Consider the following 24,232-nt stretch of genomic DNA (forward strand, 5'->3'; position numbering starts at 1 on the left):
GAAGGTATTAAATTTCAATTTTCCGCAAATAATTTACATTGTTCTCTTTTTCAACTTTTAATACAAAGTTGAAACGGTTTAGGTTTAAACACAGATCAAAATCGGATTTTGGTGACCAATCCTGTTTTTCGGGATCAAAAAAACGGGCGCCGGAACCTTTTTTTATTATTTCGATCATTTTTTTATAGTTGTTGGAAATCCCGCTTAGTTCATTTTTTATAAATTCAGCACAAAGAGTGTCTTCGTCGGTTGGGTATTCACAGGCATAGCCCATACAAACCAGCGAAACATCCCGAGGTTTTTGTTGCCTGATATATTGAACAATTGCACCGGCATTTACAAAGCTTCCGGTTATAATTTCATCCGCTTTTTTTGCATTTACAATTCCCTGTGTGCCGGAACTCGTTGTATGAACAAGCGTTTTACCTTCAATTTTCTCTTTAACAAGAAGCGATGGAGAGTTTCCGAAGTCGAACCCGGGTGGTTTTTGTTCATTCCGCTCTCCCAGTAAAATAAAATCCGGATTTTGTTCTTTTAATAAATAAGAAATATTGATGTCTCCAACCGGAATTATTTTCGACGCTCCAAAATCAAATGCATAGCAGGCAGTTGAAAATGCGCGGAACACATCAATTATTACAGTTAGTCCCCGTGCTTTTTTTGCACCGTCGAGAAGTTGCAGGATGTTAATGTTCATTGTTTTTTGCTTTTAGGCGCAATTCGGTATCCGATACCAAATTCTAACAAATCAGCCCGAAATAAAGGAATTGCCCGCAATAAAACAACTCCTATTAAATTATTAAAGTAAACTTTTACACCCGCTTTATAGTATCGTTGCCGCGTGTAGTACTCGTTCATCTGCAGATTTAATCCGTATGAAGCAAATATTCCTGCTCTCCCAAGAATAAACTCGTTGTGTAAACTTATTCCATACCTAAAGTTTAGAGATGGCTCTCCGGTGTAGTTATAGTTTAAATATGCATAGTCTTCAATGGAAGGATCATAAACAAAATCCAAACCTATTCCCATTTTATTAACTGCAGAAGTGCGGTAGCTGTAATTTAAAGATGCATTTACAGGGAAGTAGTTTTTGTTTTCCATTCCTTGAATTTCTTTTATTCCGGTAGCCCCGTAAATCCAGCATTCATGACGGGATTTTATGTTACCATCCGTTTCTGGAGCTTTTTTGCGAACAGGAAGATCTTCAAATTCATACCCCACGGTAATACTTCTGTTCTTAACGTTTATCCCCAAATTAGGAGATTTTATTAACGCGTTGGAAAAGTGATTTAAGCCGCTTGAGTATTCAATATAAACTGGCTTTATTCTGACTCTTGCATAAAATCTGATGGTAGCCCCGATATTAAAATGAGTACTGATTGCCTGGTTTTCCGGATTGTTAGCAGGGTCGTATTTTTTTTCAAAGTAACCTATCCCCGTATATTCAATAATTCCGGCATCGAAAAATTTGCGTTTAGGTAGAAAAGAAAACTGAAGATAGTATAGAAGAGAATGAGAATTTCCCAGAATTTCAGGATTTCCGTATGACATATAGTTGTAGCTAATACCGTGGTTTGGGTAATTAAAATATCGTCTCCACTCTCCACCGCGGTGGTTTTTCCACGTATATCCAACTGTGAATCCCTTCACCGGCTCTTTTACTAACGGTGTAATTAAACTGTTATGAGGATGAATATTACCATATATATAACTTAATCTGAGGCTTTCCTGTCCGAAAGCTGAATTTGTAAAGGGGATAACGAAGACCAAACAAGAGAGAAGTAATATAACAACAATAGTGTCTTGTTTTTTTGAATTTATCCATTGTGGCGCCTTGGGCATACGATAATTAATGTTGGTTTTATTCAAGGTTTGTTAAACACAATAAATCAGAGCGAAATATAACACTTGTTAGGTGGATATAGCGAATAACTCATAAAATTAGAAAATGGCCAGAATATCCTCTCCTTTGATTTATTGATTAGTTAACATGTGTATTTTTGATTTGGCATGATTTTTGATATAAAGCAAAATTTCTTTATTGGTATTGTTTATCAGTGTTTTATGGAATAAAAAAGCCAATGTTAATTTTGAATGTTAATTTTACATTTATTTCAGATAATTTTAATATATGTTTTACAACACTATGCTGAAAAACATATATGTTTGTATTGACATTCATGTTAAACAAATAAAAAATTGAATGGTTATGAAAACAATTAAATTATTATTTACAGTAACAGCATTCGCAATTGCAGCAATTGCCAGTGCAGTTGAGAAACCGAAAATGAACGTAATTCCATTAACAGCTGATAGAGCTATTGTGGCAATTACAAATGAAAACGCAGCTTATTTTGAGCTGAGTATCGAAGCTGAAGATGGTTCAATGGTATATTATAAAGAATCAAACAAACCATTAACCGATTATCAAAAAGTTTTTGATTTTGCAAATCTTGAAGATGGTAGTTATGTCCTTAACCTGAAAGTGAATGACACTCAGTTGTCGAGAGACATTGAAGTTGCCCATAAAGGGATTTATGTTGGCGACTCAAAGTTGACCTTTGATCCTTATTTTGACTACAAAGACAATGTTTTGAAATTTTCTTACCTGAATTTTGATAAAGAAAATTTGAATCTTTCTATTTACAGTAAAGGCGATTTGGTTTACAAATCAAAAATTGGAAATAACTTCGCCGTTAGTTCAGGTTATGATCTTTCAAAACTGGATTCCGGAGAATACACTGTTATTCTTAGTTCTTTAAACGATGAATATGCGTTTAGTCTGGTTAAATAATAGATAAGAAAATGGTTTAGTTTAGTTAGGGGCTCTGCGGTTGCAGGGCCTTTTTTTATGCCTGTTCGGAGATTTTATTTACTAAAGTTTTAACGTTGTTTGTTATCTGTTAGCAGTTGTTCGTCGATAAGTTGTATTGAAGGTGTAACTGAGCCCCGACTTTTCGAGTCGTTAATAATAGAACAATTAACAGAAAACAGTTTTGAAAACAAAATATTTATTATTTGTATTGCTTTTTATGCTTGTGTCAGCAGTAAGTTATGCATCTGAGAAACCAAAGATGACCATTACTGCAAACGATGAGCAGATAGTTTCTGTTCAGTTTGAATCATCCGAACCGACATGGTTTGAATTAACTGTTCAGGACACGAAGGGAGAAGTTGTGTACCATAAAAAATTACGGGAAAGAACTGCGAGGTACAAACAGCAGATTGATTTTTCAAAGTTAAAAAAGGGCAATTACTTTGTTTGTGTTAATTACGGAAACAGGAGTTTAAACAGTGCGTTGAGCGTCTCCCCCAATGGAGTTGAAATCAGTCCGGCAGAATTTTTTTACGAACCGTATTTTGAAATTGAAGGAGAAAAATTAAATATTTCTTTTCTGAATGTAGCGCAAAAGGGTGTTTATCTTTCCATTTACAAAAAAGATAAATTGGTTTATGGTATTTACCTCGGAAATGAAATGAGTATACAGAAGCGGCTTGTTCTGAATCAAGCCGAAAAGGGAGAATACAAAATTGTTTTGAGAGAGTGGTTTAAGAATCATTCTGCTCAGGTGCAACTGTAGGGTTAGTTTGCATTGTAGAAGAAAGCTCCATTTTTATGGGGCTTTTTTTATCATAATTGTTATCTTAAGGCATTGTTTGAAATTTTTTTCTTTTGTTTTGATAATGTATTAATAATAAACTTGTTATCTATGCCCCTTTATTTTTATCTCAATGGTTTATTGTTTGGTTATTTTTATTTTACTTCTGTTTTTGAGTTGTCAGTCTGTAACAATTCAATAAAAATGGATACCAAATTTAAACTATTTAACTGGTTATAAGTCCAAATCAGTGTTTAATCAAAATAGATTTAAGCAGTGCATATAAAAATCGAAAATCTGAACAAAGTTTATCCCAACGGATATTATGCCGTAAAAAATCTGAATCTTGAAATTCCGAATGGCATGTTTGGTTTGCTTGGCCCTAACGGTGCAGGAAAATCAACACTAATGCGTATTTTGGTAACATTAATGAAACCCAGCAGTGGAAAAGTAACTTTCGATGGTTATGATTTATCAAAGAACAGAAGAGAAATTCGCTCGATGCTTGGTTATTTGCCGCAGGATTTCAGTTTTTTTTCAAAATTAAAAACATACGAATTTTTAGACTATACAGCCCGTTTAGCCGGTATGAAAAACGGTTCGGTTCGCAGAAATGCAGTAGATCAAATGTTAGAAGAAGTGGGCCTGTTTGAAGCAAGAGATAGAAATGCCAACAAACTTTCAGGAGGTATGAAAAGACGGCTTGGAATCGCACAGGCGCTTATTAACGACCCAAAAATTATTATCGTTGATGAACCTACCACCGGTCTTGACCCTGAAGAACGTATTCGTTTCCGAAATCTGCTTTCGAATATCAGTACCCGCGATGTAGTGATTATTTTGTCAACACACATTGTAGGAGATATTTCAAGTACCTGCGACAATATGGCTTTATTAAACAGAGGGCAACTTGCTTTTTCCGGTTCACCTGAACAGCTTGTAAAACAAGCCGAAGGAAATGTCTGGCTCATCAAAGCCACTGAAACTGAGTATATGGAGATTAATGAAAAATACCCGGTGATTTCAACTATTCCTGTTGCTTCAGGATGGGAAGTGCAGGTTGTTTCTGAAGATATTAATGGTTACGAAGGCGAACAAATTGCCCCCAACCTTGAGCACGCGTATGTACATTTTATGGAGAATAAATTAAACCAGTGGTCTAATGCTTAACAGATAATAATTAAGAAAGATGATTTCATTACACAATATATTTTCAATTGCCAAATATGAGCGTAAAACACTGCTCCGAAGCTGGTTCTTCAGGATCTTTAGTATTTTATCGCTTTTGGTGTTGTTTGGAATAAATTTCGGCATGGTAATAGAAGGTGGCGGCGGCGACGGATGGGCCATTCGAAGTATTCCAAGTGCAATCCCTTACTTTAACTTGCTGATTTTGAATGTTGCACAGGCGGTAATTGCTGTTTTTTTGGCTTCCGATTTTTTAAAGCGCGACAAAAAGCTGGATACTACCGAGGTTATTTATATGCGCTCGATGACCAACAGCGAATATGTTATTGGAAAAACATGGGGAAACCTTCAGGTATTTTTAGTATTAAACATTGTGGTTGTTGGCATGGCCCTTATTTTTAATATGTTGGCCCAGGAAACTTCGGTAAGCTGGATTTCTTATGGTTTTTATCTCGTAGCGGTAAGTGTTCCAACCCTTCTTTTTATAATGGGATTGTCTTTTCTTTTAATGAGTGTCATTCGTAACCAGGCAATTACTTTTGTTTTGATTCTGGGGTATATCGGAATAACTTTGTTCCTGCTTCAGGCGAAATATTATTACCTTTTTGATTACATGGCATATAACATCCCGATGTTAAATTCTGACATTGTTGGTTTTGGCAATATCGATATTATACTTAATCACAGGGGGATTTACTTTTTTCTTGGAGTTGGTTTTATCTTTCTCACAATTTTTCTATTAAAACGACTTCCTCAGTCGGAAGCCATGACATATATTTCATTAATTTTTAGTGTCGTTTTTATCGGAGCAGGCGGTTATCTGGCCTATCGGCATGTCGATGAGTTTAAACAAACTGAAAAATTTCGTGCAGAGGTAGTTGAACTCAATAACCAGTATGTGAAAGAGAAGATTCCGGTTATTTTATCCAATGCCATTGATTTAAAACACCAGGGAGAAACCATTGACGTTGTATCGGATATTACGATAAAGAATGAAAACAATGTTCCTTTAAACAAACTGATTTTTAATTTGAACAGTGGATTGAGAATTGAGAGTATTCAATTAAAAGGAAAAGAAACATCTTTTAGTCGTGAAAAACATTTGGTTTTTATTTCGGAGAATGTAAATCTTCAACCGGGGGAAGAAGCAAAAATAAAATTTAATTATTCCGGAAAAATTAATGAAGCGCTCTGTTATCTTGATATTGATGAAGAAACCATTCAGGAGAAGTATGGAAAATTTGTAATAAATGTAGATAAAAGATATGCTTTTCTTACTCCACAATATGTTTTGTTAACACCCGAAGCGAATTGGTATCCGGGAACAGGAGTAACATACAGCTCGGAAGATGTTAGCTGGAATCATAACCAGTTTGTAAATTACAATTTGAAAGTCAATACAACTCCCGGGTTACAAGCAATCTCTCAGGGAAAAATTAATGAAGTTGCAGCCGGACAATTTACGTTTGAAAATGAACATCCATTAACCCGGCTTTCCCTTGCCATCGGAAATTATGAGTATTTGAAAATGGAAATGGATAGTTTAGAATATGGAGTTTGGCTGATGGACGGGCATAATTATTTTTCTGAGGCATTTAACGAAATTAAGGATACAATTCCAAGTATAATTAACGAGCAGCTTGAGGATTTTGAAAGGACATATAATCTTGAATACGCTTTTGAAAGACTGGCTTTGGTTGAAGCACCTGCTCAGTTCAAAACTTATCCACGCTCCTGGACTTCATGTCAGGAATATGTACAGCCTGAACAAATACTTATGCCTGAAAAAGGTTTTATGTTACGCGACGCAGATTTTGAAGGCTCAAAAAAGAGGATAGAACGCTGGGGGAATCGTGGGCGTGGAGGTTCGCAAACCCCGGAGGATATACAAATGCGCGTTTTGGGGCAATTTTTAAGATCATTTACCGAAGAAGAGCAGACCGATTTTAGAGGTGGCCCAGGAGGAGGAACAGTAACTACAACTGCAAGTCCCTATTTTGCTTTCCCACTTTTTTACAATTTTCAAAATAATATTCAGTCTGACACATGGCCCATTACCAACCGTGTGTTTGAAGCTTATCTTAAAAACCAGGAAGTGGACATGAGATCAGTATTTATGCGCGATATGTCTGGAATCAGTGAAGACGAAAAAGCCAATATTGCTTTGCAGGACAGTACATTTGAGGAAATTTTGGCCGATGTAAACCAAAAGGCTATCATTGATAATGTGATAAAATTAAAGGGAGATGCCCTTTTTTCTAAGATTCAGTATGAAGCAGGTATGGAAGAATTTGCAAAGTTCCTGCAAAGTGTTCTCAAAGAATACCGGTTTAAAAATATTTCATTTGAAGATTTTGATCAAAGAATTAAAAACGAATTTGGAATCGAATTGATACCAATAATGGACGATTGGTTCAAAGCCAAGGAGTTACCTGGCTTTTTGATTTCTCCGATTACCGCTGTTAAGGTCAAATCAGGTGAAATGATGCGGACAATGATAAAGTTTAAAACAACAAATTTTTCTGACACAGAGGGTCTGGTTAAAGTAATTTTTCGTTTGGGAGGCGGTGGAGGCCCCGGTTTTGGTCCTCCCGGAGGCGACGATTTAATCAATAAACTTATTTATCTTGAGCCACACCAGACAAAAGATATAAGTTATCTGTTGAATTCGGAACCTCGGATGGTTATGATTAATACAATGACCTCGCAGAATATTCCACAGGTGATTACCGAAGGATTCCGTGATGTTGAAGAAGATTTGAAAGCCAATCCTTTTGAAGGTGAATTGGTAACCGATGTTCCGGTGCAAACTTCATTGCCTAATGAAACTGTTGTTGATAACGAAGACCCGCAATTTGAGGTAACAAGCAACAAGAAAGTCAGTCTTCTGGAAAAATGGATAATCGATGAAGAAGAAGGAGGATCAAAATACCAGGGAATGAATAACTGGCGTCCGCCGACCATCTGGACCGCGATTACCAATACTGATTTTTACGGCACTTATGTTCGTTCCGGATATTATATAAAAAGTGGCGATGGCTCCCAAATAGCCAAGTGGCATGTGCCTGTTAAAAAGCCCGGATATTACGATGTGTATTATTATCTTTATAAATCGAGAGGTTTTAGAAGGGGGCCGGGAGGAAGAGATCGTGAGCAGGGAGAGTATCATTTTACTATATATACAGATGAAGGCCCGGAAGAACAATCCTTAGGTATTCAAAATGCAGATGAAGGCTGGAACCATCTTGGGGCGTTTTATTTCACGTCGGACACGGCACTGGTCGAACTTTCCAACAAGTCGCAGGGTAGAGTCGTTTTTGCTGATGCCGTAAAAATAGTTGAGCTTTAAAACAATTAAATCAAAGAAATAAATAAATCAAAAATGAAAGTATTACACAATCTTGCAATCCTGGGGCTTTTATTGGTTTTTAGTTTTATGGAACTAAAAGCACAGGAGGCTTTAACACTTGAAAAAGCTTTGCAGTATGCAGAAACGGAAAGCCCCGATATTAAACAATCGTTGCTTAATCTTACCCGCTACCAGAAGAACCTTGAAGCACAGCGGGCAGCTTTAAAATCAAGGTTTTCTTTAGATGTTAATCCACTCAATTTTAGCAGAAGCAGGATGTTCGATAGCAGGGTTTCAGAATGGTACACCAACGAAAATTTGCAAACCAGCAGTTTGTTTACAGTTGCGCAGCCTATTCTAATTACTGATGGTACAATCTCTTTGAATAATGAGTTTGGCTGGCAGAAAAGTTTGTCTGATGCGAACGATTCAGAAAGTAAAGTTTTTTACAACAATTTATATCTGAATTTTAATCAGCCTCTCTTTACATATAACCGGTTAAAACTTCAGTTAAAAGAACTGGAACTAAATTTTGAAAATGCCAATATCAGTTACGCTATGCAGAGATTGAACCTGGAGAGGAACGTAACAGATTATTTTTATAATGTTTATTTGGCTCAAATGAACCTCGATATTGCCAGAGACGAACAGGAAAATACACAAACCAGTTACAATATCATAAAAAATAAAGTTGATGCCGGTTTGGCAGCTAAAGAAGAGTTGTACCAGGCTGAATTAAACTTAGCCCAGTCTAAATCCTCAGTTCAGGATGCTGAAGTAACATTTGAAAATGCAAAAGACCAGTTAAAACTGTATCTGGGTATGGATTTATATACAGATATACTGGTTTTGGCTGATGTTGAAGCAAATCCGGTTAATGTTGATCTCGAGAAGGCGATTGAAAATGGTTTGTCTTCAAGAATGGAACTCAGGCAACGTGAAATAGATATTGAAACAAGTCAGTTTGCCATGATTGAAACAAAAGCGTTAAACGAATTTGAGGGCTCGTTAAACGTAAGATACGGAATAACCGGCGATAACGGAAATCTTACTCAGGTGTACGATAATCCAACAAAGAGTCCTTCAATAGCGCTTTCCTTTAGTATTCCACTTTTCGACTGGGGGGAAAGAAAGGCCAGAATTCAGGCTCAGGAAGCAGCTATTCAAGCTGAACAACTGAATTACGAAGATCAGCAAAATGAAATTATCATTGGTATTCGGCAGGCGTTCCGTAATTTGCAAAACCAGTTGAACCAGATTGGTATTGCCAGGCAAAACGAAACAAATGCACAGTTAACCTACGAGATTAACCAGGAACGTTATGAAAATGGTGATCTGACAGGTATGGATTTAAATCTCTATCAGCAACAGCTTTCCGAAATGAAGGTAGCTTACGCACAAGCTTTAATAAATTATAAAATTGAACTTTTAAATCTGAAAATACAAAGCTTGTATGATTTTCAAACAAACGAGGCAATTATACCAACCGAGTTATATATAAATGAAGAAAAATAAACCAGGAAAAATCAAACAAAAATGAAAAATATAAAATTACTATTCATGTTGGGAATTGTCGCAGTGATAATTTCCTGTAACAATCAATCGCAAAATACTGACACTGAACTGGCTTCTCCGGTGTCGGTAGAGAATGTTAAGCTCGGAGGTATAATGCAATTTATAAACACTACCGGAACAGCAAACGCAAAATCAGAAACAACGTTAAGTACCGAAATGAGCGGAAAATATCGTGTGATGACAAATCCGCAAACAGGTAGACCTTTTAAACTTGGTGATAGAGTTAAAGAAGGCCAGGTAATTGTCCGTCTTGAAGATAAAGAGTATGAAAACAGTGTGGCTATCGAATCAGCGAAATTAAATCTTGAAATTTCAGAGGATGAATACAACAAACAAAAATCACTATATGAAAAAGGTGGCGTAACGCTTTATGAGCTTCGGAATTCCGAAGTATCAAAAACCACCGCGCAATACAATTACGAAAATGCTCAGCTGCAACTGGCCAAAATGAATGTGGTTGCACCTTTTGGCGGTGTTATCGTTGACCTTCCTTATTATACAGCAGGAACACTGGTTCCATCAGGAACAGAAGTAGTTAGTTTGATGAGTTACAACAAAATGTATCTCGAAATAAATCTTCCTGAAAAAAATATTTCAGACGTTAAGATTGGGCAGGAAGCTTTGATTACCAATTACACACTTAGCGAAGATACACTAATCGGGCATATATCTGAGCTTTCACCCATTATCAGCACTGAAACAAGAACATTCAAAGGTGTTCTTGAAATTGACAATCCGGAGTTAAAATTACGTCCCGGTATGTTTGTTAAGGCTGATATTATTACTGCACAAAAAGACAGTACCATTGTAATTCCAAAAGAAATTATTATGACCGGCAACCGGGGGAAATATGTTTTTGTTGTGGGGCGTAACAGCACCGCCGAGGATCGTTGGCTGACCATTGGTCTCCAAAACCAGGAGTCGGTTGAAGTACTGGAAGGTTTAAGTGTTAACGACAGGTTGATTATTGACGGGTATGAAACATTGCGCGATCGTTCGAAAGTAAAAGTTATACTTTAGAAAGTGACCGGTAACAAAGAAAATTTATTAGCATGAAGAAATTAACCGAATTTTCTGTCAATTACCCGGTTACAATACTGATGGTCGTTCTGGGAGTTGTCCTCCTGGGATACATCTCGTACGATAAGCTGGGTGTTGACTTGTTCCCCGACTTAAATTCGCCGCGGATTTTTGTCGAAGTCCAGTCCGGAGAGCGGCCCCCGGAAGAAATGGAAAAACAGTTTGTGGAAGATATCGAAGCACTTGCCATTCGCCAGTCCGATGTTATACAGGTCACTTCTGTTTCAAAAGTGGGTTCTGCTCAAATAACCGTGGAGTATGACTGGAATAAAGATATGGATGAGGCTTTTCTCGATTTGCAAAAAGCCTTAAATACACTCACCCAAAATTCCGAAATTGATGAGCTGACAATAACCCAACATGATCCAAATACTTCGCCGGTGATGATTATCGGTTTAACTCATTCTGAAATTAAAGACATGAATGAGTTGCGAAAAGCAGCCGAAAATTATATCCGTAACGAACTGGTTAGGTTGGAAGGTGTTGCCGAGGTTGAACTTTCCGGGGAGGAGGAAGCCGAAGTAATAATCCAAACCGATCCTTACCGTTTGGAAGCACAGGATCTCACAATGGACGAGATAAGTACCCGTATTCAAAGTTTCAATACCAGTGTTTCCGGGGGAAGCATTAGTGAAATGGGAATGCAATACATTGTTAAGGGAGTTAGTATGCTCCAGAGTACCGAAGATTTCGAAAATTTAATTGTTGGATATAAAGCAGTTCGCGAAGTTGCCGATGGCGAAGCAACTGTTTCTATGGCTCCTATCTTTCTGAAAGACGTTGCAACTGTGTCTTTTGGAAATAAAGAACCTGAGAATATCGTTCACATTAATGGCGAGCGTTGTATTGGTCTTGCTGTTTATAAAGAAACAAAATACAATACGGTTAAAGCTGTTGAACAAATCAATGAATCACTGGCAGATATTGAAAAAGCGCTGCCCGGCTATCATTTAACCCAGGTAACAAACCAGGGAAGATTTATTAGCCAGGCTATCGGAGAAGTTGAAGAATCAGCTTTGCTTGGTATTTTACTGGCGGTTGTTATTCTTTTTATTTTCCTTCGCCGGTTTGGCACAACATTGATTGTTAGTGTTGCAATTCCAATATCAATAATTGCCACATTTAATTTGATGTATTTCAATGATCTCACCATCAATATAATGACGTTGGGAGGTTTGGCGCTTGGAGCAGGTATGCTTGTGGATAATGCAATTGTGGTTATGGAAAATATATTCCGAAACCACGAAAACGGGTTAAGCGCCAAGGAATCAGCCGTAATCGGGACTTCACAGGTTGGTGGGGCAATTACTGCTTCAACAATCACCACAATCGTAGTATTCCTTCCAATTGTTTATTTGCATGGCGCGTCAGGAGAATTGTTTAAAGACCAGGCATGGACGGTGGCTTTTTCGTTAATTTCTTCACTTTTTGTAGCCATCTTCTTAATCCCTATGATGTATCACAGGTTTTACAGGAACAAAAAGATGCCTGTGAAACAAAAATCAGTTAAAGTAGGTGGTTACGGTCGTTTTCTTGAAAAGATACTAAAGGCAAAGTGGTTGGTTATCATTTTGGCAACTGCTTTAGTAGCCGGTTCAGTATTTTTGGTTCCAATGATCGGTACAGAATTTATGCCCAAAACTGAAACCCGGGAATTTACAGTTGATTTAAAACTACAGGAGGGAACAGAGTTGAGCCGAACTGAATCGACGGTAAAAAATATTGAAAACATTCTTACAGATTATTTAGGTGAGAATTTGGATAATATATATTCTCATGCAGGCCCTTCCAGTGGGATAGCCAGCGATGAGACCTCCGTTTTCCAAGGCGAAAATACAGCTGAAATTAAGGTGATTTTGAAAGAAGAAGCAACAGTTACTTCAGAGACTGTAATTGAAACTCTTGATAAACTTTTATCTGGTGTTGAAGGACTTGAGGCTACATTCACACAAGAAGAAAGCGCACTGAAGTCTATTCTTGGAACAGATGAAGCCCCTGTGGTTGTCGAAGTCAGAGGAGAAGAAATGGAAGAAATTGAAGCCATTGTAACTCAGGTTAAAGAAAGGATGGTAGGAATGTCAGGGTTGTTTAATATCCAGTCTTCGATAGAGCATGGTGCTCCTGAAGTTGAAATTAAAGTTGACAGGGTGCGTGCCGGAATGTATGGAGTTGATATAAGCTCAGTAATCAGCCAGCTGCAGGAACAACTTGAAGGAATGAATGCCGGAGAGCTCGAAAAAGAGGGCGAAATGCAGGATATAACCATTAAAGTTCCTGAAAAAGGATTGCATGAAATTGACGAATTGACCATTACCTCCGGAACTCAGGTGTTCCGTTTGAATGAAATTGCCGAAATTTCTTATGGAGTTTCTCCCAAAGAGATTTTCAGAAGAAATCAAAACAGGATAGGAAAAGTTACTGCACAATTGGAAAAGGGAGTTGCCCTCGACCATGTGGCTAATCAAATTCGCGAGGCAACATCCTCAATTGAGCTGCCACAGAATTATCGGATTTTGGTAACCGGTGAAGAAGAAAAACGTCAGGATTCGATGGCGAACCTTGGTTTCGCGCTTTTGCTATCAATTGTATTGGTTTATATGGTAATGGCTTCGCAGTTTGAATCACTTATTCACCCGTTTACTATTTTGTTAACAATCCCACTGGCAGTGGTAGGAAGTATAGTCACATTCTTTTTATTAGGGAAAACCCTGAATATAATGGCCATAATAGGTGTGATTATGCTGGTAGGTATTGCTGTAAACGATTCTATTATTTTGGTTGATCGCATCAACCAGTTAATACGTGAAGGAGTAAACCGGAAGGATGCAATTTTATTGGCCGGTCAGCAACGAATCCGACCAATTATTATGACCAGCTTAACTACAATCCTGGCATTGCTGCCGCTCACCATAGGCTTTGGAGAAAGTGCTTCACTCAGGTCTCCAATGGCAATGGCTGTTATCGGAGGTTTGGTTACATCAACCCTGTTGACATTGGTTGTTATTCCTTGTGTTTACGACGTATTAGACAGGTTTAAAGGATTGTTTACAAATAAAAAAGAGACTGCGGTTGAGCAAGTTTAATTTCATAAATTCTAAGGATGAAACGAGCCGGAATTAAATATTATCAAAAAAAAGAAAAATATATTGTTGGCGGGTTCCGTGTGTTTCATGTAAAATTTAAAAAATCATAGGGCACATGAAATTCATCATAAGCAGAAAAATATTCATCACCATGCTTTTTACGGGACTTACCCTTTTGGGCTATGTCTCTTATCAGCGGCTTGAGGTTGAGTTAATGCCAAATGCCGAACTCCCTATGCTGTTTGTATCCATTAATTCCAGGGTGGAAGTTGACCCGAATTATATGGAAAATCAGGCAGTAATTCCGATTGAGGGTGCAATTGGGACAATGGAAGGTATCGAGAGCATGGAATCCTCCTTAAACAACCGAACGGCATCTATCCAGGTAAATTTTAAACAAAATGTAAATTTTAAGTATACTTTTCTGAAACTGCAGGAAAAGATTCAGCAGGTTACCGATAATCTGGATGAGAATTTTATAGTAACCGTAAACAGGGTTGATTTGGAGTCGCTTAGCAATCAGTTTATGGAAGTGCAAATCCGGGGTAGCGGCGGTACTGACCGAATTCGGAATATTGTTGATGAGGAGATAACAGCTGAAATGGAAAATATTGATGGAGTTGCTTCTGTTACCGTTTATGGTGGGAAGGAGAAATCCATTGAAGTTACATACGACGCTGGAGCCTGTGAGGCATACGATATTACTCCGTCTCAAATTCAACGGGCTATTTCGGAGAGTTCAACGGCGCGTACTTTTGCCGGGTATCTGCATGATTCGCAAAAACAATACTTTGTGCATGTTACCGCTGAATATGACAATGTTTCAGATATTGAAAATATTGTTGTTGCCGATGGGCCAATTTTCCTGAAAGATGTTGCCGATATTTATTTTGGTGTAAAAGAAGAAGAAACGATTAGCAGGGTAAACGGTTTGGATGCCGTTTCGATGATTCTGGTCTCCGATTCCCAGGCCAATCTTATCGACCTTTCTCATGCTGTAGACGAAGAAATTCAGCGTTTAAACAATGAGCTTGCTGTCAAAGATGTTGAGATCGTTGTGCAAACCAACTCTGCCGAAACAATGGAAGACAACATTAACCAGATAATGAACCTGGCACTGGTGGGAGGTCTTTTAGCCATTTTCGTATTATGGATGTTTCTGAAAAATCTGAAAATTGTTTCTTTTATTGCTCTCGCAATACCAATTTCAGTTTTTACTGCATTTAATCTTTTCTATGCCTTTAATATTTCGTTAAACAGTTTAACATTGGTTGGATTGGTTCTGGCTATAGGAATGTTGCTGGACAACAGTGTTGTAGTACTGGAAAATATTTACCGGCTTTCGGGGAAACGTTACGATGCGGATACAGCAGTAGTTCAGGGAACTCAGGAGGTTTGGAGATCAATTGTTGCAGCAACATTAACCACGGTAACTGTATTTTTACCCTTTGTGTTTTCAACCGATTACATGATTCAGTTGCTTGGAAATCACGTTGGCGTGTCTATTATCTCAACTTTAATGGTTTCTCTGTTTGTTGCGTTACTTCTTATTCCAATGGCAGCGCACGTTTTACTGAGAGGAAAATCGTCGCACAATATTTTTTATGAAAAGGTTACAACAAATAACCGGATTATTCAAATTTATATTCTTTTACTGAAGTCAAGTATGAGAAAACCTGCAGGCACAGTAATTGGTGCAATTGTAGTTTTCTTTATAACTGTATTTGTCGTTTTGGCAATTAGTGTTAGTAACCTTCAGGAAGTGGAAGAGACAGAATTCTCGGTGTATGTAACTATGCCTACCGGTTCAACACTTGAAAAGACAGATTTAGTTGTTAAGGAAATAGAAAGCCGTTTGGAAGACCTGGAGGAGAAACAGGATGTCAGCTCAAGAATTGAGGAAGATGAAGCGGTATTAACCATTGTTTTGAAAGAAGATTATAAAGATATTGCAGATCGAACCGTCGCTGAAATTAAGTCTGATGTCGAAGATCGGTTTGACAATATATCACAGGGAGAAATTAGTTTAACTGCACCTACATCCAGTTCGAGCTTTCGTGGCGGCGGCGGTGGAATGGGAGGTGGCGGAACCGAGAATTTTAGCCGCTTTTTGGGAATTGGCTCAAATCAGGAACAAATCATTATAAAAGGAGAAGATTTCGATATAATGAAAGGTGTTGCGGAAGATCTGGAATATTATATCGAGGATCTGGAATCGATACGCAGCGTAAGGTTAAGTGTTTCCAGTAATCAACCTGAAATTCACCTGCATTTTAACCAGTTACTTTTAACTGATTATGGTATTAACTTAGGAAATATCACTTCAGAGCTTTCAACTTTTTCGCGCGAATTTACATCGGGTGCCACATTTAAGCAGGGGACCGAGGAATACGAAATTGTTATTAAGGAAAAGCTTGATGACGGAGAAGAGGAAGAAGACACGGATAAAGGGATTGACGATTTGCGAATGTTGCAAATAAGTAATTCAGAAGGTGCAACTTACGATTTACAGGATCTGGCAGAACTGATTTACGATGAAGGGATGTCGAGGATTACGCGTGTAAATCAGGAAAAACAGATTGAAGTAACCTACCAGTTTGTCGAAGAGGCAGAACAATCAAAGGATCTTTTGGAAGCTTACCGTCTTGAAATTGACCAAATCGTAGAATCGTACAAACTTCCGTCGGGAGTGGCGGTAGAAGTCGTTCATGAGGAAGATCAATATTCAGAGTTCTATTTTCTTATTGCAGCTGCATTTATCCTGATTTTGATGATTCTGGCTTCTGTATTTGAATCGCTTTCAACACCTTTTGTCTTAATGTTTTCTGTTCCTTTGGCAGCTATCGGTTCATTCCTTGCATTGATATTTACCGGAAACAGTTTGTTTAACGCCAATACATTAATGGGTTTTCTTATTTTGCTTGGCGTGGTTGTAAACAACGGTATTATTTTAATTGACTATACCAATATACTTCGTAAAAGAGGTTATCGGAAGTCTCGCGCTTTAATGACAGCCGGCCTTTCCAGAGTGCGTCCGATTTTAATTACCGCCATTACAACTATTGTTGCCATGTTTCCTTTGGCAATGGGACAGGCAGAATATGTGGGTGCTATTGGAGCTCCGTTTGCAATTACAGTAATTGGCGGTTTAGCGTTTAGTACAATACTCACACTTATATTTATCCCGACTTTATACGCCGGTCTTGAGAATGCAATCGACTGGATAAATTCATTGAGCTGGCCTTTGAAAATAGGACAACTGTCTGTGTTTATTGTTGGCTCAATATACATCTATCTCGAAGTGAATACCTTTATCTGGCAGTTACTCGATTTTATGATACTGATAATAGCGGTTCCCGGTATTACTGCTTTTGTTATGACAAGTTTACGCCAGGCCAGTTCAAAAGTAATCGACGAAGAGCAAGCAATAACAATTAAAATCAGGAGACTGGTTAAGATCTATGATCGGGACAACAGATTTGTTCGTGAATGGAAATCAGGTATAAAAATTCGTGAACGTGCCGGGTTAACCAAGGATTATAAACACATAAGAGATTTTTATGACCTTGTTTGGCAGCTCCCCTTATTTATTTTCCTGGTTTATTTCACCTTTATTTATATGGAAAATAATTTATGGATGTGGGTAATGTCACATGTCGTTTTCTTTTATTTGTTTTTATTATACGTTCCGTTTAACCAGGTGATGATTAACAAATATGAATCTACATCAAAACCTGTATATCTTAAAATAAACCGAGTCGTTAAAAATCTTATTTACTGGCTTACTCCATTATTATTTCTGTTTATTTTCTTTAAGCGGTGGGATAATCTGGGAATGGTGATTTTTGTGGCTATAATTTGGTTATTGTTACTTGTAATATATACCTCAGGAGAATACATTCAAAAGAAAAACCTCAATATTGCCAGGATTAGCGGGCGTTTTGCTGGTTTACGAAGAGGATTTTTTACGATTGTACGGCAAATACCAATAATTGGAAAGCGAAAAAAACCGTTCAGGGCATTAAATGGCGTATCGCTTGAAATAAAAACCGGAATGTTTGGACTACTCGGTCCGAATGGTGCCGGTAAATCAACCATGATGAGGATTGTTTGTGGTATTTTGGAACAGAGCTACGGCAAGATATGGATTAACGGAATGGATACCCAGAAATACAGGGAAGAATTGCAGGGCTTAATTGGGTACTTGCCACAGGCTTTTGGTACTTACGAAAATATGTCCGCATGGGACTTTTTAGATTACCAGGCGATTTTGAAAGGAATTAAAGATACGAAGATAAGAAACGAACGCCTGGAGTACGTGCTGAAGAGTGTTCATATGTTTGAGAGAAAAGACGATAAAATAGGTTCATTCTCCGGTGGAATGAAACAAAGAATTGGTATAGCCCAAATTCTTCTAAATCTGCCAAGAATTCTTGTTGTTGATGAACCTACCGCAGGTCTTGACCCAAGGGAAAGGATACGATTCCGTAACCTGCTTGTTGAACTGAGCAGGGAAAGAATTGTAATTTTCTCAACACATATTATAGAAGATATTTCAAGTTCCTGTAACCAGGTAGCTGTAATCAACAGGGGTAATCTCAAATATTTTGGTACGCCGAACGATATGGTCAAAATGGGAGACAACTTTGTATGGCATTTTTCTATTCCGGCGAAAGAGTTCGATACATTTGCAAATAAACAAATGATTGTTCACCACATGCGCGACGGAGAGAATATAAAAGTTCGCTGCCTTGCAAAAGAAAAACCAGCGGAAAATGCAGTAAACGTGCCTCCACATCTTGAAGATGCTTATTTGTGCTTACTAAAAGATTTCGTTTAAAACTGAAAGCAAATGAAAAACTTAAATATTAGAAACCGACTGATCATATTTATTAAGATGATTCGGTATAATCTGAGAATAATTTTTGCCAATAAGTTTATATGGTTTTTGATTGCTGCATTGGCTGTGTTTCTGTTTTTTGCCATCCAAACAGTTATAAACAGGGCAAGTATTAGCGAAGGAACTATTTTTCAACTTTTGATATTTCCCGGAATCCTGTTGATTTTTTATCCAACAGTTTTTGGCATTCAGAACGATGATGATTCACGAATGCTGGAAATACTATTTGGAATTCCAAACTACAGGTATAAAGTATGGCTGGTAAGATTGCTTATGATTTTTAGTCTTATTTTTATCATTATATACTTTTTTGCCGCGTTGGCGTCTGTGCTTTTATACGACATCAATATTTTTGAAATGGCCTACCAGCTCATGTATCCGATAGTATTTATGGGTGCACTTGCTTTTATGTTTTCAACGTTAATTAAAAACGGAAACGGAACCGCTGTTGTAATGGTAATAATTGGTGTGGCCTTGTTGATACTTCAGGACGCAATAGAAAGAACACAGTGGAATGTATTTTTAAATCCTTTTCAAATACCTGACAATTTGAACGAAGTAATTTGGCAGGGATTAATATCGAAAAACAGAATTTTTCTTGGTGTAGGGATGATTGTATTTATTTTATACGGCCTTTTTAATCTGCAAAAGAGGGAAAGGTTTGTTTAGATATCTGTGAAGGGCTAGTACCTTGGTTAATGCAGGCAAACAAAATGAATCGGCACAAATAATGGAGTTTGTGGGGGTTGATTGCCTGCATTTACTTTTTTATACTAAAAATCTTTTAACCAATAAATTGAGATAAAATTTTAACTTTGCGGGGCATTTAGTTTTGCTATGGATAAAGGAAGAGTTGAGATAATGGCCCCGGTTGGTTCGTATGAATCACTTATGGCAGCCATTCAGGGTGGGGCAGGTTCCGTTTATTTTGGTGTGGAGCATTTGAATATGCGGTCACGTTCAGCCAATAATTTTACCCTCGATGACTTAAATAAAATTGTTAAAACGGCATCCGAAAACGGAGTAAAAACCTATTTAACGCTAAATGTTGAAATTTTTGATGGTGAAGTTCAGCAAATGCACGAAGTGCTGGATGCAGCTAAAAAAGCTGGCGTTTCTGCCGTAATTGCAGCTGATATTTCAGTAATTCAGTATGCGCGGTCTATTCATCTGGAGGTACACATCTCTACACAGGTGAACATTACCAATATTGAAGCGGTGAAGTTTTACGCCCATTTTGCTGATGTAGTTGTCTTGGCGCGTGAAATGAACATAGGCAGGGTTTGGGAGATAAACAAACAAATTGAAGAGGAGCAAATAAAAGGCCCGGGAGGAGAACTTGTTCGTTTGGAGATGTTTGTACACGGAGCACTTTGTATGGCTATTAGCGGAAAATGTTATCTCAGTTTGCATGAGATGAATTCTTCAGCAAATCGTGGCTCGTGTTTGCAAACCTGCAGAAGGGCATACACGGTAACAGACAGGGAAACCGGCGCAGAATTGGAGATTGATAATGAATATATTATGTCTCCCAAAGATTTGAAGACCATTCATTTTTTGAATAAAATTCTTGATGCGGGTGTTTCTGTATTAAAAATTGAGGGGCGTGCGCGTTCTCCCGAATATGTAAAAACAACAGTTGAGTGTTATCACGAAGCAGTTGAGGCGTGGCAAAAGAACCAATTTACTGAAGAAAAGGTCGGGGATTGGAACCGGCGCCTTGGCATGGTTTTTAACCGGGGATTCTGGGACGGATACTATCTTGGCCAGCGCCTTGGTGAATGGAGTGCCAACTATGGCTCTCAGGCTACAAAACGAAAACTGTACCTTGGTAAGTGTACAAATTACTTTACTAATATACAGGTAGCAGAATTCAAACTTGAAACAAATAATTTAAGAGTAGGTGATGAGATAATTGTAACTGGCCCGACAACCGGAGTTGTGCAAACTGTTGTAAAGGAAATCAGATATAATTTGCTTTCGGTAGAGGAAGGGATGAAAGGTCAGCGTATTTCCGTATTTGTTGATTCCAAATTACGACGTTCCGACAAATTATTTAAAGTAGTTGAAGCAAAGGAAGTTAAAGTTCGACGTTAAAATAATAATTATCTGTAATTTTCGTTTTTCGTAAAAAAGTATTTAATTTATTTATTCATTATACTAATTATGAACGCTGTATGAACCGTAAATTGATTCTTACCCTGATAATCCTTACACTCGTTGGTGGCAATGTATTTGGGCAAATCCTTAAATATCGCGTAGGCGTAAATTATGGAAAATTTAATGATGAAGTGGGGAAAGATGAAGTAGATCATCCGTTGATTGAAAATCTTTCAAATCCTAATGCCACTGAATTTGTCCATGCATTTGAACCAGGATTCGAAGCTGAAATAATGCAGCTATGGTCACCAAATATTGAAACGGGGATAGAACTGGATTTTTCGAAATTTTCCGGAAGTAATGATATTCCCCCTTATTACAATTATATTTTGGCACAGGATTTTCCAGAAATAGTACATAGAGTAACTGAACCAATAGTTTACGAGTCATCAGCATTAAATCTAATACTGAATTTCAGATATTATTTTGCACCTGATGGGAGTGTAAACCCATTCTTTAAAGCATTTGGAGGGCTCTCATTTGTTGGCGCTGAATATAACTATGAAGACTTGAGTGTTTGGGAAGAGGTTTGGGATGAAGAAGGAGCAGGTGTGTTGTATGCTATCGGAACTGAAGATAGCGATCAACCCAAAGAAGCTGCCGTATGTTATGGATTTGGAGCAGGACTGGATTTTGCCTTGAATGAACAAATTTCATTGTATTTAGATGGAACTGCTTCGTTTATTGGCACAGATAAACTGGATGGAATTCCGAACTATGATTATGTTCTGGAATCGCAAAGTTTAAAAGCAGTTGGGAACAGAGCATTTGTAACACAAATAACTTTGGGCATTGTGTTTACATCAAAAACTGATTTGGGATTAAATAAAAATTCAGGTAAAAACAAAAAAGGAAGCGGAGTGAAAGGAACTGGCCGGACAACTCCATGGCGGCCTTTCTACCGCCAGAAAAGATAAGGCATATCTTATCCATGAAAATTAATAGCGGATAATATAATAGGAAAAGCGGCGAGAATCACCGCTTTTCTTTTTTAAAAGACAAACAACTAATAATTTTCTTTTACTTTTTACCAACTATTAAACCAATCAACCCTCTAAGTCAAGGCAAAAAATAAAGCAATTAATACAAGCCATTTTAATGTACGAAGGGTATTATCTATGGTTTCAGAATTCAACAAAATTATTCGCCGGCATGAATAAAAAAAAGCCACTAAAATGAAATAGTGACTTTTCCTTTTTTTGTTTATACTTTTTTAACCAAGTGAATCAAAAACTTTTTCAAGTAATTTTTTTGTTGCTATAACCCCTTCTTTTTCCGGGAGTTCACTTCCTTCGTATTCCACGTCAACGTAACCTTTATACCCCGCGTCTTTTACGATTTTCATCAAGCGGTAAAAATCGGATTCAGTTTCGTTTCCCTGTGCATCGAAATTGTGCGATTTTCCGCTAACTCCTTTTGCATAAGGCATAAGTAGTTCAACACCTTTGTAGCGGTCGTAAGTTTCGCCGGTTTGTCTGTCGATAACAAAGTTTCCAAAATCGGGTAAAGTGCCTACGCGTTTGTGATCTACCAGCTTCATAACGCCAACCAACCATTCGGCATTGCTTGAGAGACCTCCGTGGTTTTCAACAATTACATTTATTTTTTTGCTGTCTCCGTATTCACACAGCATCCTGAGCCCGTCAGCAGCCAGCTTTTGTTGCTCTTCATAGCTTCCTCTGCTTCCTGCATTTACGCGGATTGAATGACATCCGAGAAATTTTGCAGCATCAACCCATTTTTTGTGGTTTTCAACGGTTTTTAATCGTTCAGCTTTTTCAGGATGACCAACCATTCCTTCTCCATCGCACATAATCAAAACATTTTCAACACCTTCATTTTTTGCAATTTTCTTTAACTCAGCTAAATATTTTTCATCTTTTGCCTTGTCTTTAAAAAATTGATTTACATATTCAACACCTTCCATCCCCAGTTCACGAGTAATTACCGGGAAATCGAGATTTGTCATTTCATTGGCAAAAAGTGCCCTGTGAAAAGACCATTCGGCAAGCGATATTTTAAACGGAGATTTTGATGCATATCCTGCCCAGGCGGGAGAAGCCAGCATGGCACCAGAGGTAGCGGCAATTGTTGTTTTTAGGAAATTCCTGCGGGTTGTATTTTTCATAACAATTAAATTTTATTGATTTATATTTTAAAGAATATTCTTTTTCGGTACAAATAATAGCAAAGTAACCACTCCAGTGCCAAAATCGTTAGTGCAGCAAATAAATTCATAACAAATTCAGAAGCTCCAAACCAAGTCAAAATTCCATCGGTAAAAATGGCAACAAAATCATTAAACCACTGACCTCCAATTGTATTAGAAAACAAATAAATAAAGATCGGGTTCATTCCTACAATAACAAAGGGGAAAATCCACCGGTTTATCTTTTTGATATCGATAAACCAGTAACTGAAGGCAAGTACAAGCAGCGCCCAGCCTCCTGAAGCCAAAACAAACGATGAAGTACTGATTCGTTTTACTATCGGTGTTACTGAAGTCCAGTCGAGCAGATAACCCAGTAACAGAATAATTATACCGGCGCCTGTTATACGTTTAATTTTTTGATTTCCGGTTTTTTCCGACATTAAAACCTGCCCGGCTACCACGCCCCAAATAGTGTGCGCTGCGGTTGGAATAAAATTGATGGCAACCCAGCCTCCGCCCGGATTTATCTTGCCCATCAAAATCATATCCATCCAGCTTCCAAAATTGTGGTCTTTAACAAAAGGTTGGTTATAACCTTCCAAAGGGAAAAGACGGTAAGCCATTTCGGTAACAATTAACAACCCTATGGAAACAATAATTTGTGTCGACCATTTGTATCGCATTAAAAAATAGGCAATCAGAATAGTAGCCGACAATTGTGACAATACATTCCAGAGTTCCCAAACAAGCTCGCGGCGGTAAGCACAATGTAGTCCTACACCAAATGCCAGGAGTAAAATACAGCGCTGAATGATATGTTTTGTGATTTTGCTTTTTGGATCTCCCCGCTTTCTGCGTTTGGCGTATGAAAAAGGCATGGCAACACCAACAATAAACATAAAGAAGGGTTGGATTAAATCCCAAAACCGTAATCCATTCCAGTGGTGATGGTGAAACTGTTCAAAAAAAGGTTCAAGAATTGTTCCTGCAATCGGGTCTTTTACAAGTACGCTCCAAAGTGCTGTTCCTTCCGCAACCAAAAGGAACATTGTCATTCCACGGAAAAAATCGAGAGATAACAAACGATCATTTGAAAACGTAAATCCTTTTTTAGAATTCATAGTAAATTTTAGTTGGTTGAGATTC

The 24,232-nt window shown here is 37.8% G+C and carries 15 protein-coding genes; 11 read left to right on the forward strand and 4 right to left on the reverse strand.

Going from position 1 to position 24,232, the window contains the following annotated elements; genetic code table 11:
• Window positions 1-7 precede the first annotated feature (7 nt).
• Complete coding sequence (locus GM418_RS12990) at window positions 8-697, reverse strand: 2-phosphosulfolactate phosphatase (RefSeq protein WP_158866927.1); 690 nt, start codon at window positions 695-697, stop codon at window positions 8-10.
• Window positions 694-1,869, reverse strand: a complete 1,176-nt coding sequence (locus GM418_RS12995; RefSeq protein ID WP_217447789.1) for an acyloxyacyl hydrolase — start codon at window positions 1,867-1,869, stop codon at window positions 694-696. Before GM418_RS12995 ends, GM418_RS12990 begins: the two co-directional genes overlap by 4 nt.
• Before the next feature lie 340 nt (window positions 1,870-2,209).
• Here GM418_RS12995 and GM418_RS13000 point away from each other — a divergent pair, with 340 nt between their 5' ends.
• From GM418_RS13000 to GM418_RS13050, 11 genes are all read left to right on the forward strand, one after another.
• A complete protein-coding gene (locus tag GM418_RS13000; protein ID WP_158866933.1) occupies window positions 2,210-2,794 on the forward strand; it encodes a hypothetical protein in 585 nt (194 codons plus the stop codon).
• A 202-nt stretch (window positions 2,795-2,996) separates the two neighbouring features.
• Window positions 2,997-3,581, forward strand: coding sequence for a T9SS type A sorting domain-containing protein (locus tag GM418_RS13005; protein ID WP_158866936.1), 585 nt, complete (start codon window positions 2,997-2,999; stop codon window positions 3,579-3,581).
• Window positions 3,582-3,875: 294 nt separating this feature from the next.
• Entirely contained in the window at window positions 3,876-4,769 is an 894-nt protein-coding gene (locus GM418_RS13010; protein ID WP_158866939.1) for an ABC transporter ATP-binding protein, read from the forward strand.
• A 19-nt stretch (window positions 4,770-4,788) separates the two neighbouring features.
• Window positions 4,789-8,136, forward strand: a complete 3,348-nt coding sequence (locus GM418_RS13015; RefSeq protein ID WP_158866942.1) for a golvesin C-terminal-like domain-containing protein — start codon at window positions 4,789-4,791, stop codon at window positions 8,134-8,136.
• 33 nt (window positions 8,137-8,169) lie between these two features.
• Window positions 8,170-9,651, forward strand: a complete 1,482-nt coding sequence (locus GM418_RS13020; protein WP_158866945.1) for a TolC family protein — start codon at window positions 8,170-8,172, stop codon at window positions 9,649-9,651.
• 21 nt (window positions 9,652-9,672) lie between these two features.
• Complete coding sequence (locus tag GM418_RS13025; protein WP_158866947.1) at window positions 9,673-10,731, forward strand: efflux RND transporter periplasmic adaptor subunit; 1,059 nt, start codon at window positions 9,673-9,675, stop codon at window positions 10,729-10,731.
• Window positions 10,732-10,763: 32 nt separating this feature from the next.
• Entirely contained in the window at window positions 10,764-13,874 is a 3,111-nt protein-coding gene (locus tag GM418_RS13030) for an efflux RND transporter permease subunit (RefSeq protein ID WP_158866949.1), read from the forward strand.
• Window positions 13,875-13,989: 115 nt separating this feature from the next.
• Complete coding sequence (locus tag GM418_RS13035; protein WP_158866951.1) at window positions 13,990-18,714, forward strand: efflux RND transporter permease subunit; 4,725 nt, start codon at window positions 13,990-13,992, stop codon at window positions 18,712-18,714.
• A 12-nt stretch (window positions 18,715-18,726) separates the two neighbouring features.
• Window positions 18,727-19,443, forward strand: a complete 717-nt coding sequence (locus GM418_RS13040) for a hypothetical protein (protein ID WP_158866953.1) — start codon at window positions 18,727-18,729, stop codon at window positions 19,441-19,443.
• Between the two features lie 168 nt (window positions 19,444-19,611).
• Window positions 19,612-20,871: a peptidase U32 family protein gene (locus GM418_RS13045; RefSeq protein ID WP_158866955.1), complete on the forward strand. Its 1,260-nt coding sequence runs from the start codon at window positions 19,612-19,614 to the stop codon at window positions 20,869-20,871.
• A gap of 80 nt (window positions 20,872-20,951) precedes the next feature.
• The gene (locus GM418_RS13050) at window positions 20,952-21,851 is read left to right on the forward strand and encodes a hypothetical protein (RefSeq protein WP_158866957.1); all 900 of its coding nucleotides are present in this window, start codon (window positions 20,952-20,954) and stop codon (window positions 21,849-21,851) included.
• 296 nt (window positions 21,852-22,147) lie between these two features.
• Here the strand turns inward: GM418_RS13050 and GM418_RS13055 are convergent, their stop codons facing one another.
• The gene (locus GM418_RS13055) at window positions 22,148-23,062 is read right to left on the reverse strand and encodes a TIM barrel protein (protein WP_158866959.1); all 915 of its coding nucleotides are present in this window, start codon (window positions 23,060-23,062) and stop codon (window positions 22,148-22,150) included.
• Window positions 23,063-23,082: 20 nt separating this feature from the next.
• Window positions 23,083-24,207, reverse strand: coding sequence for an acyltransferase family protein (locus tag GM418_RS13060; protein ID WP_158866961.1), 1,125 nt, complete (start codon window positions 24,205-24,207; stop codon window positions 23,083-23,085).
• Window positions 24,208-24,232 lie beyond the last annotated feature (25 nt).

It is taken from the genome of Maribellus comscasis (assembly GCF_009762775.1).
Classification (GTDB): Bacteria; Bacteroidota; Bacteroidia; order Bacteroidales; family Prolixibacteraceae; genus Draconibacterium; species Draconibacterium comscasis.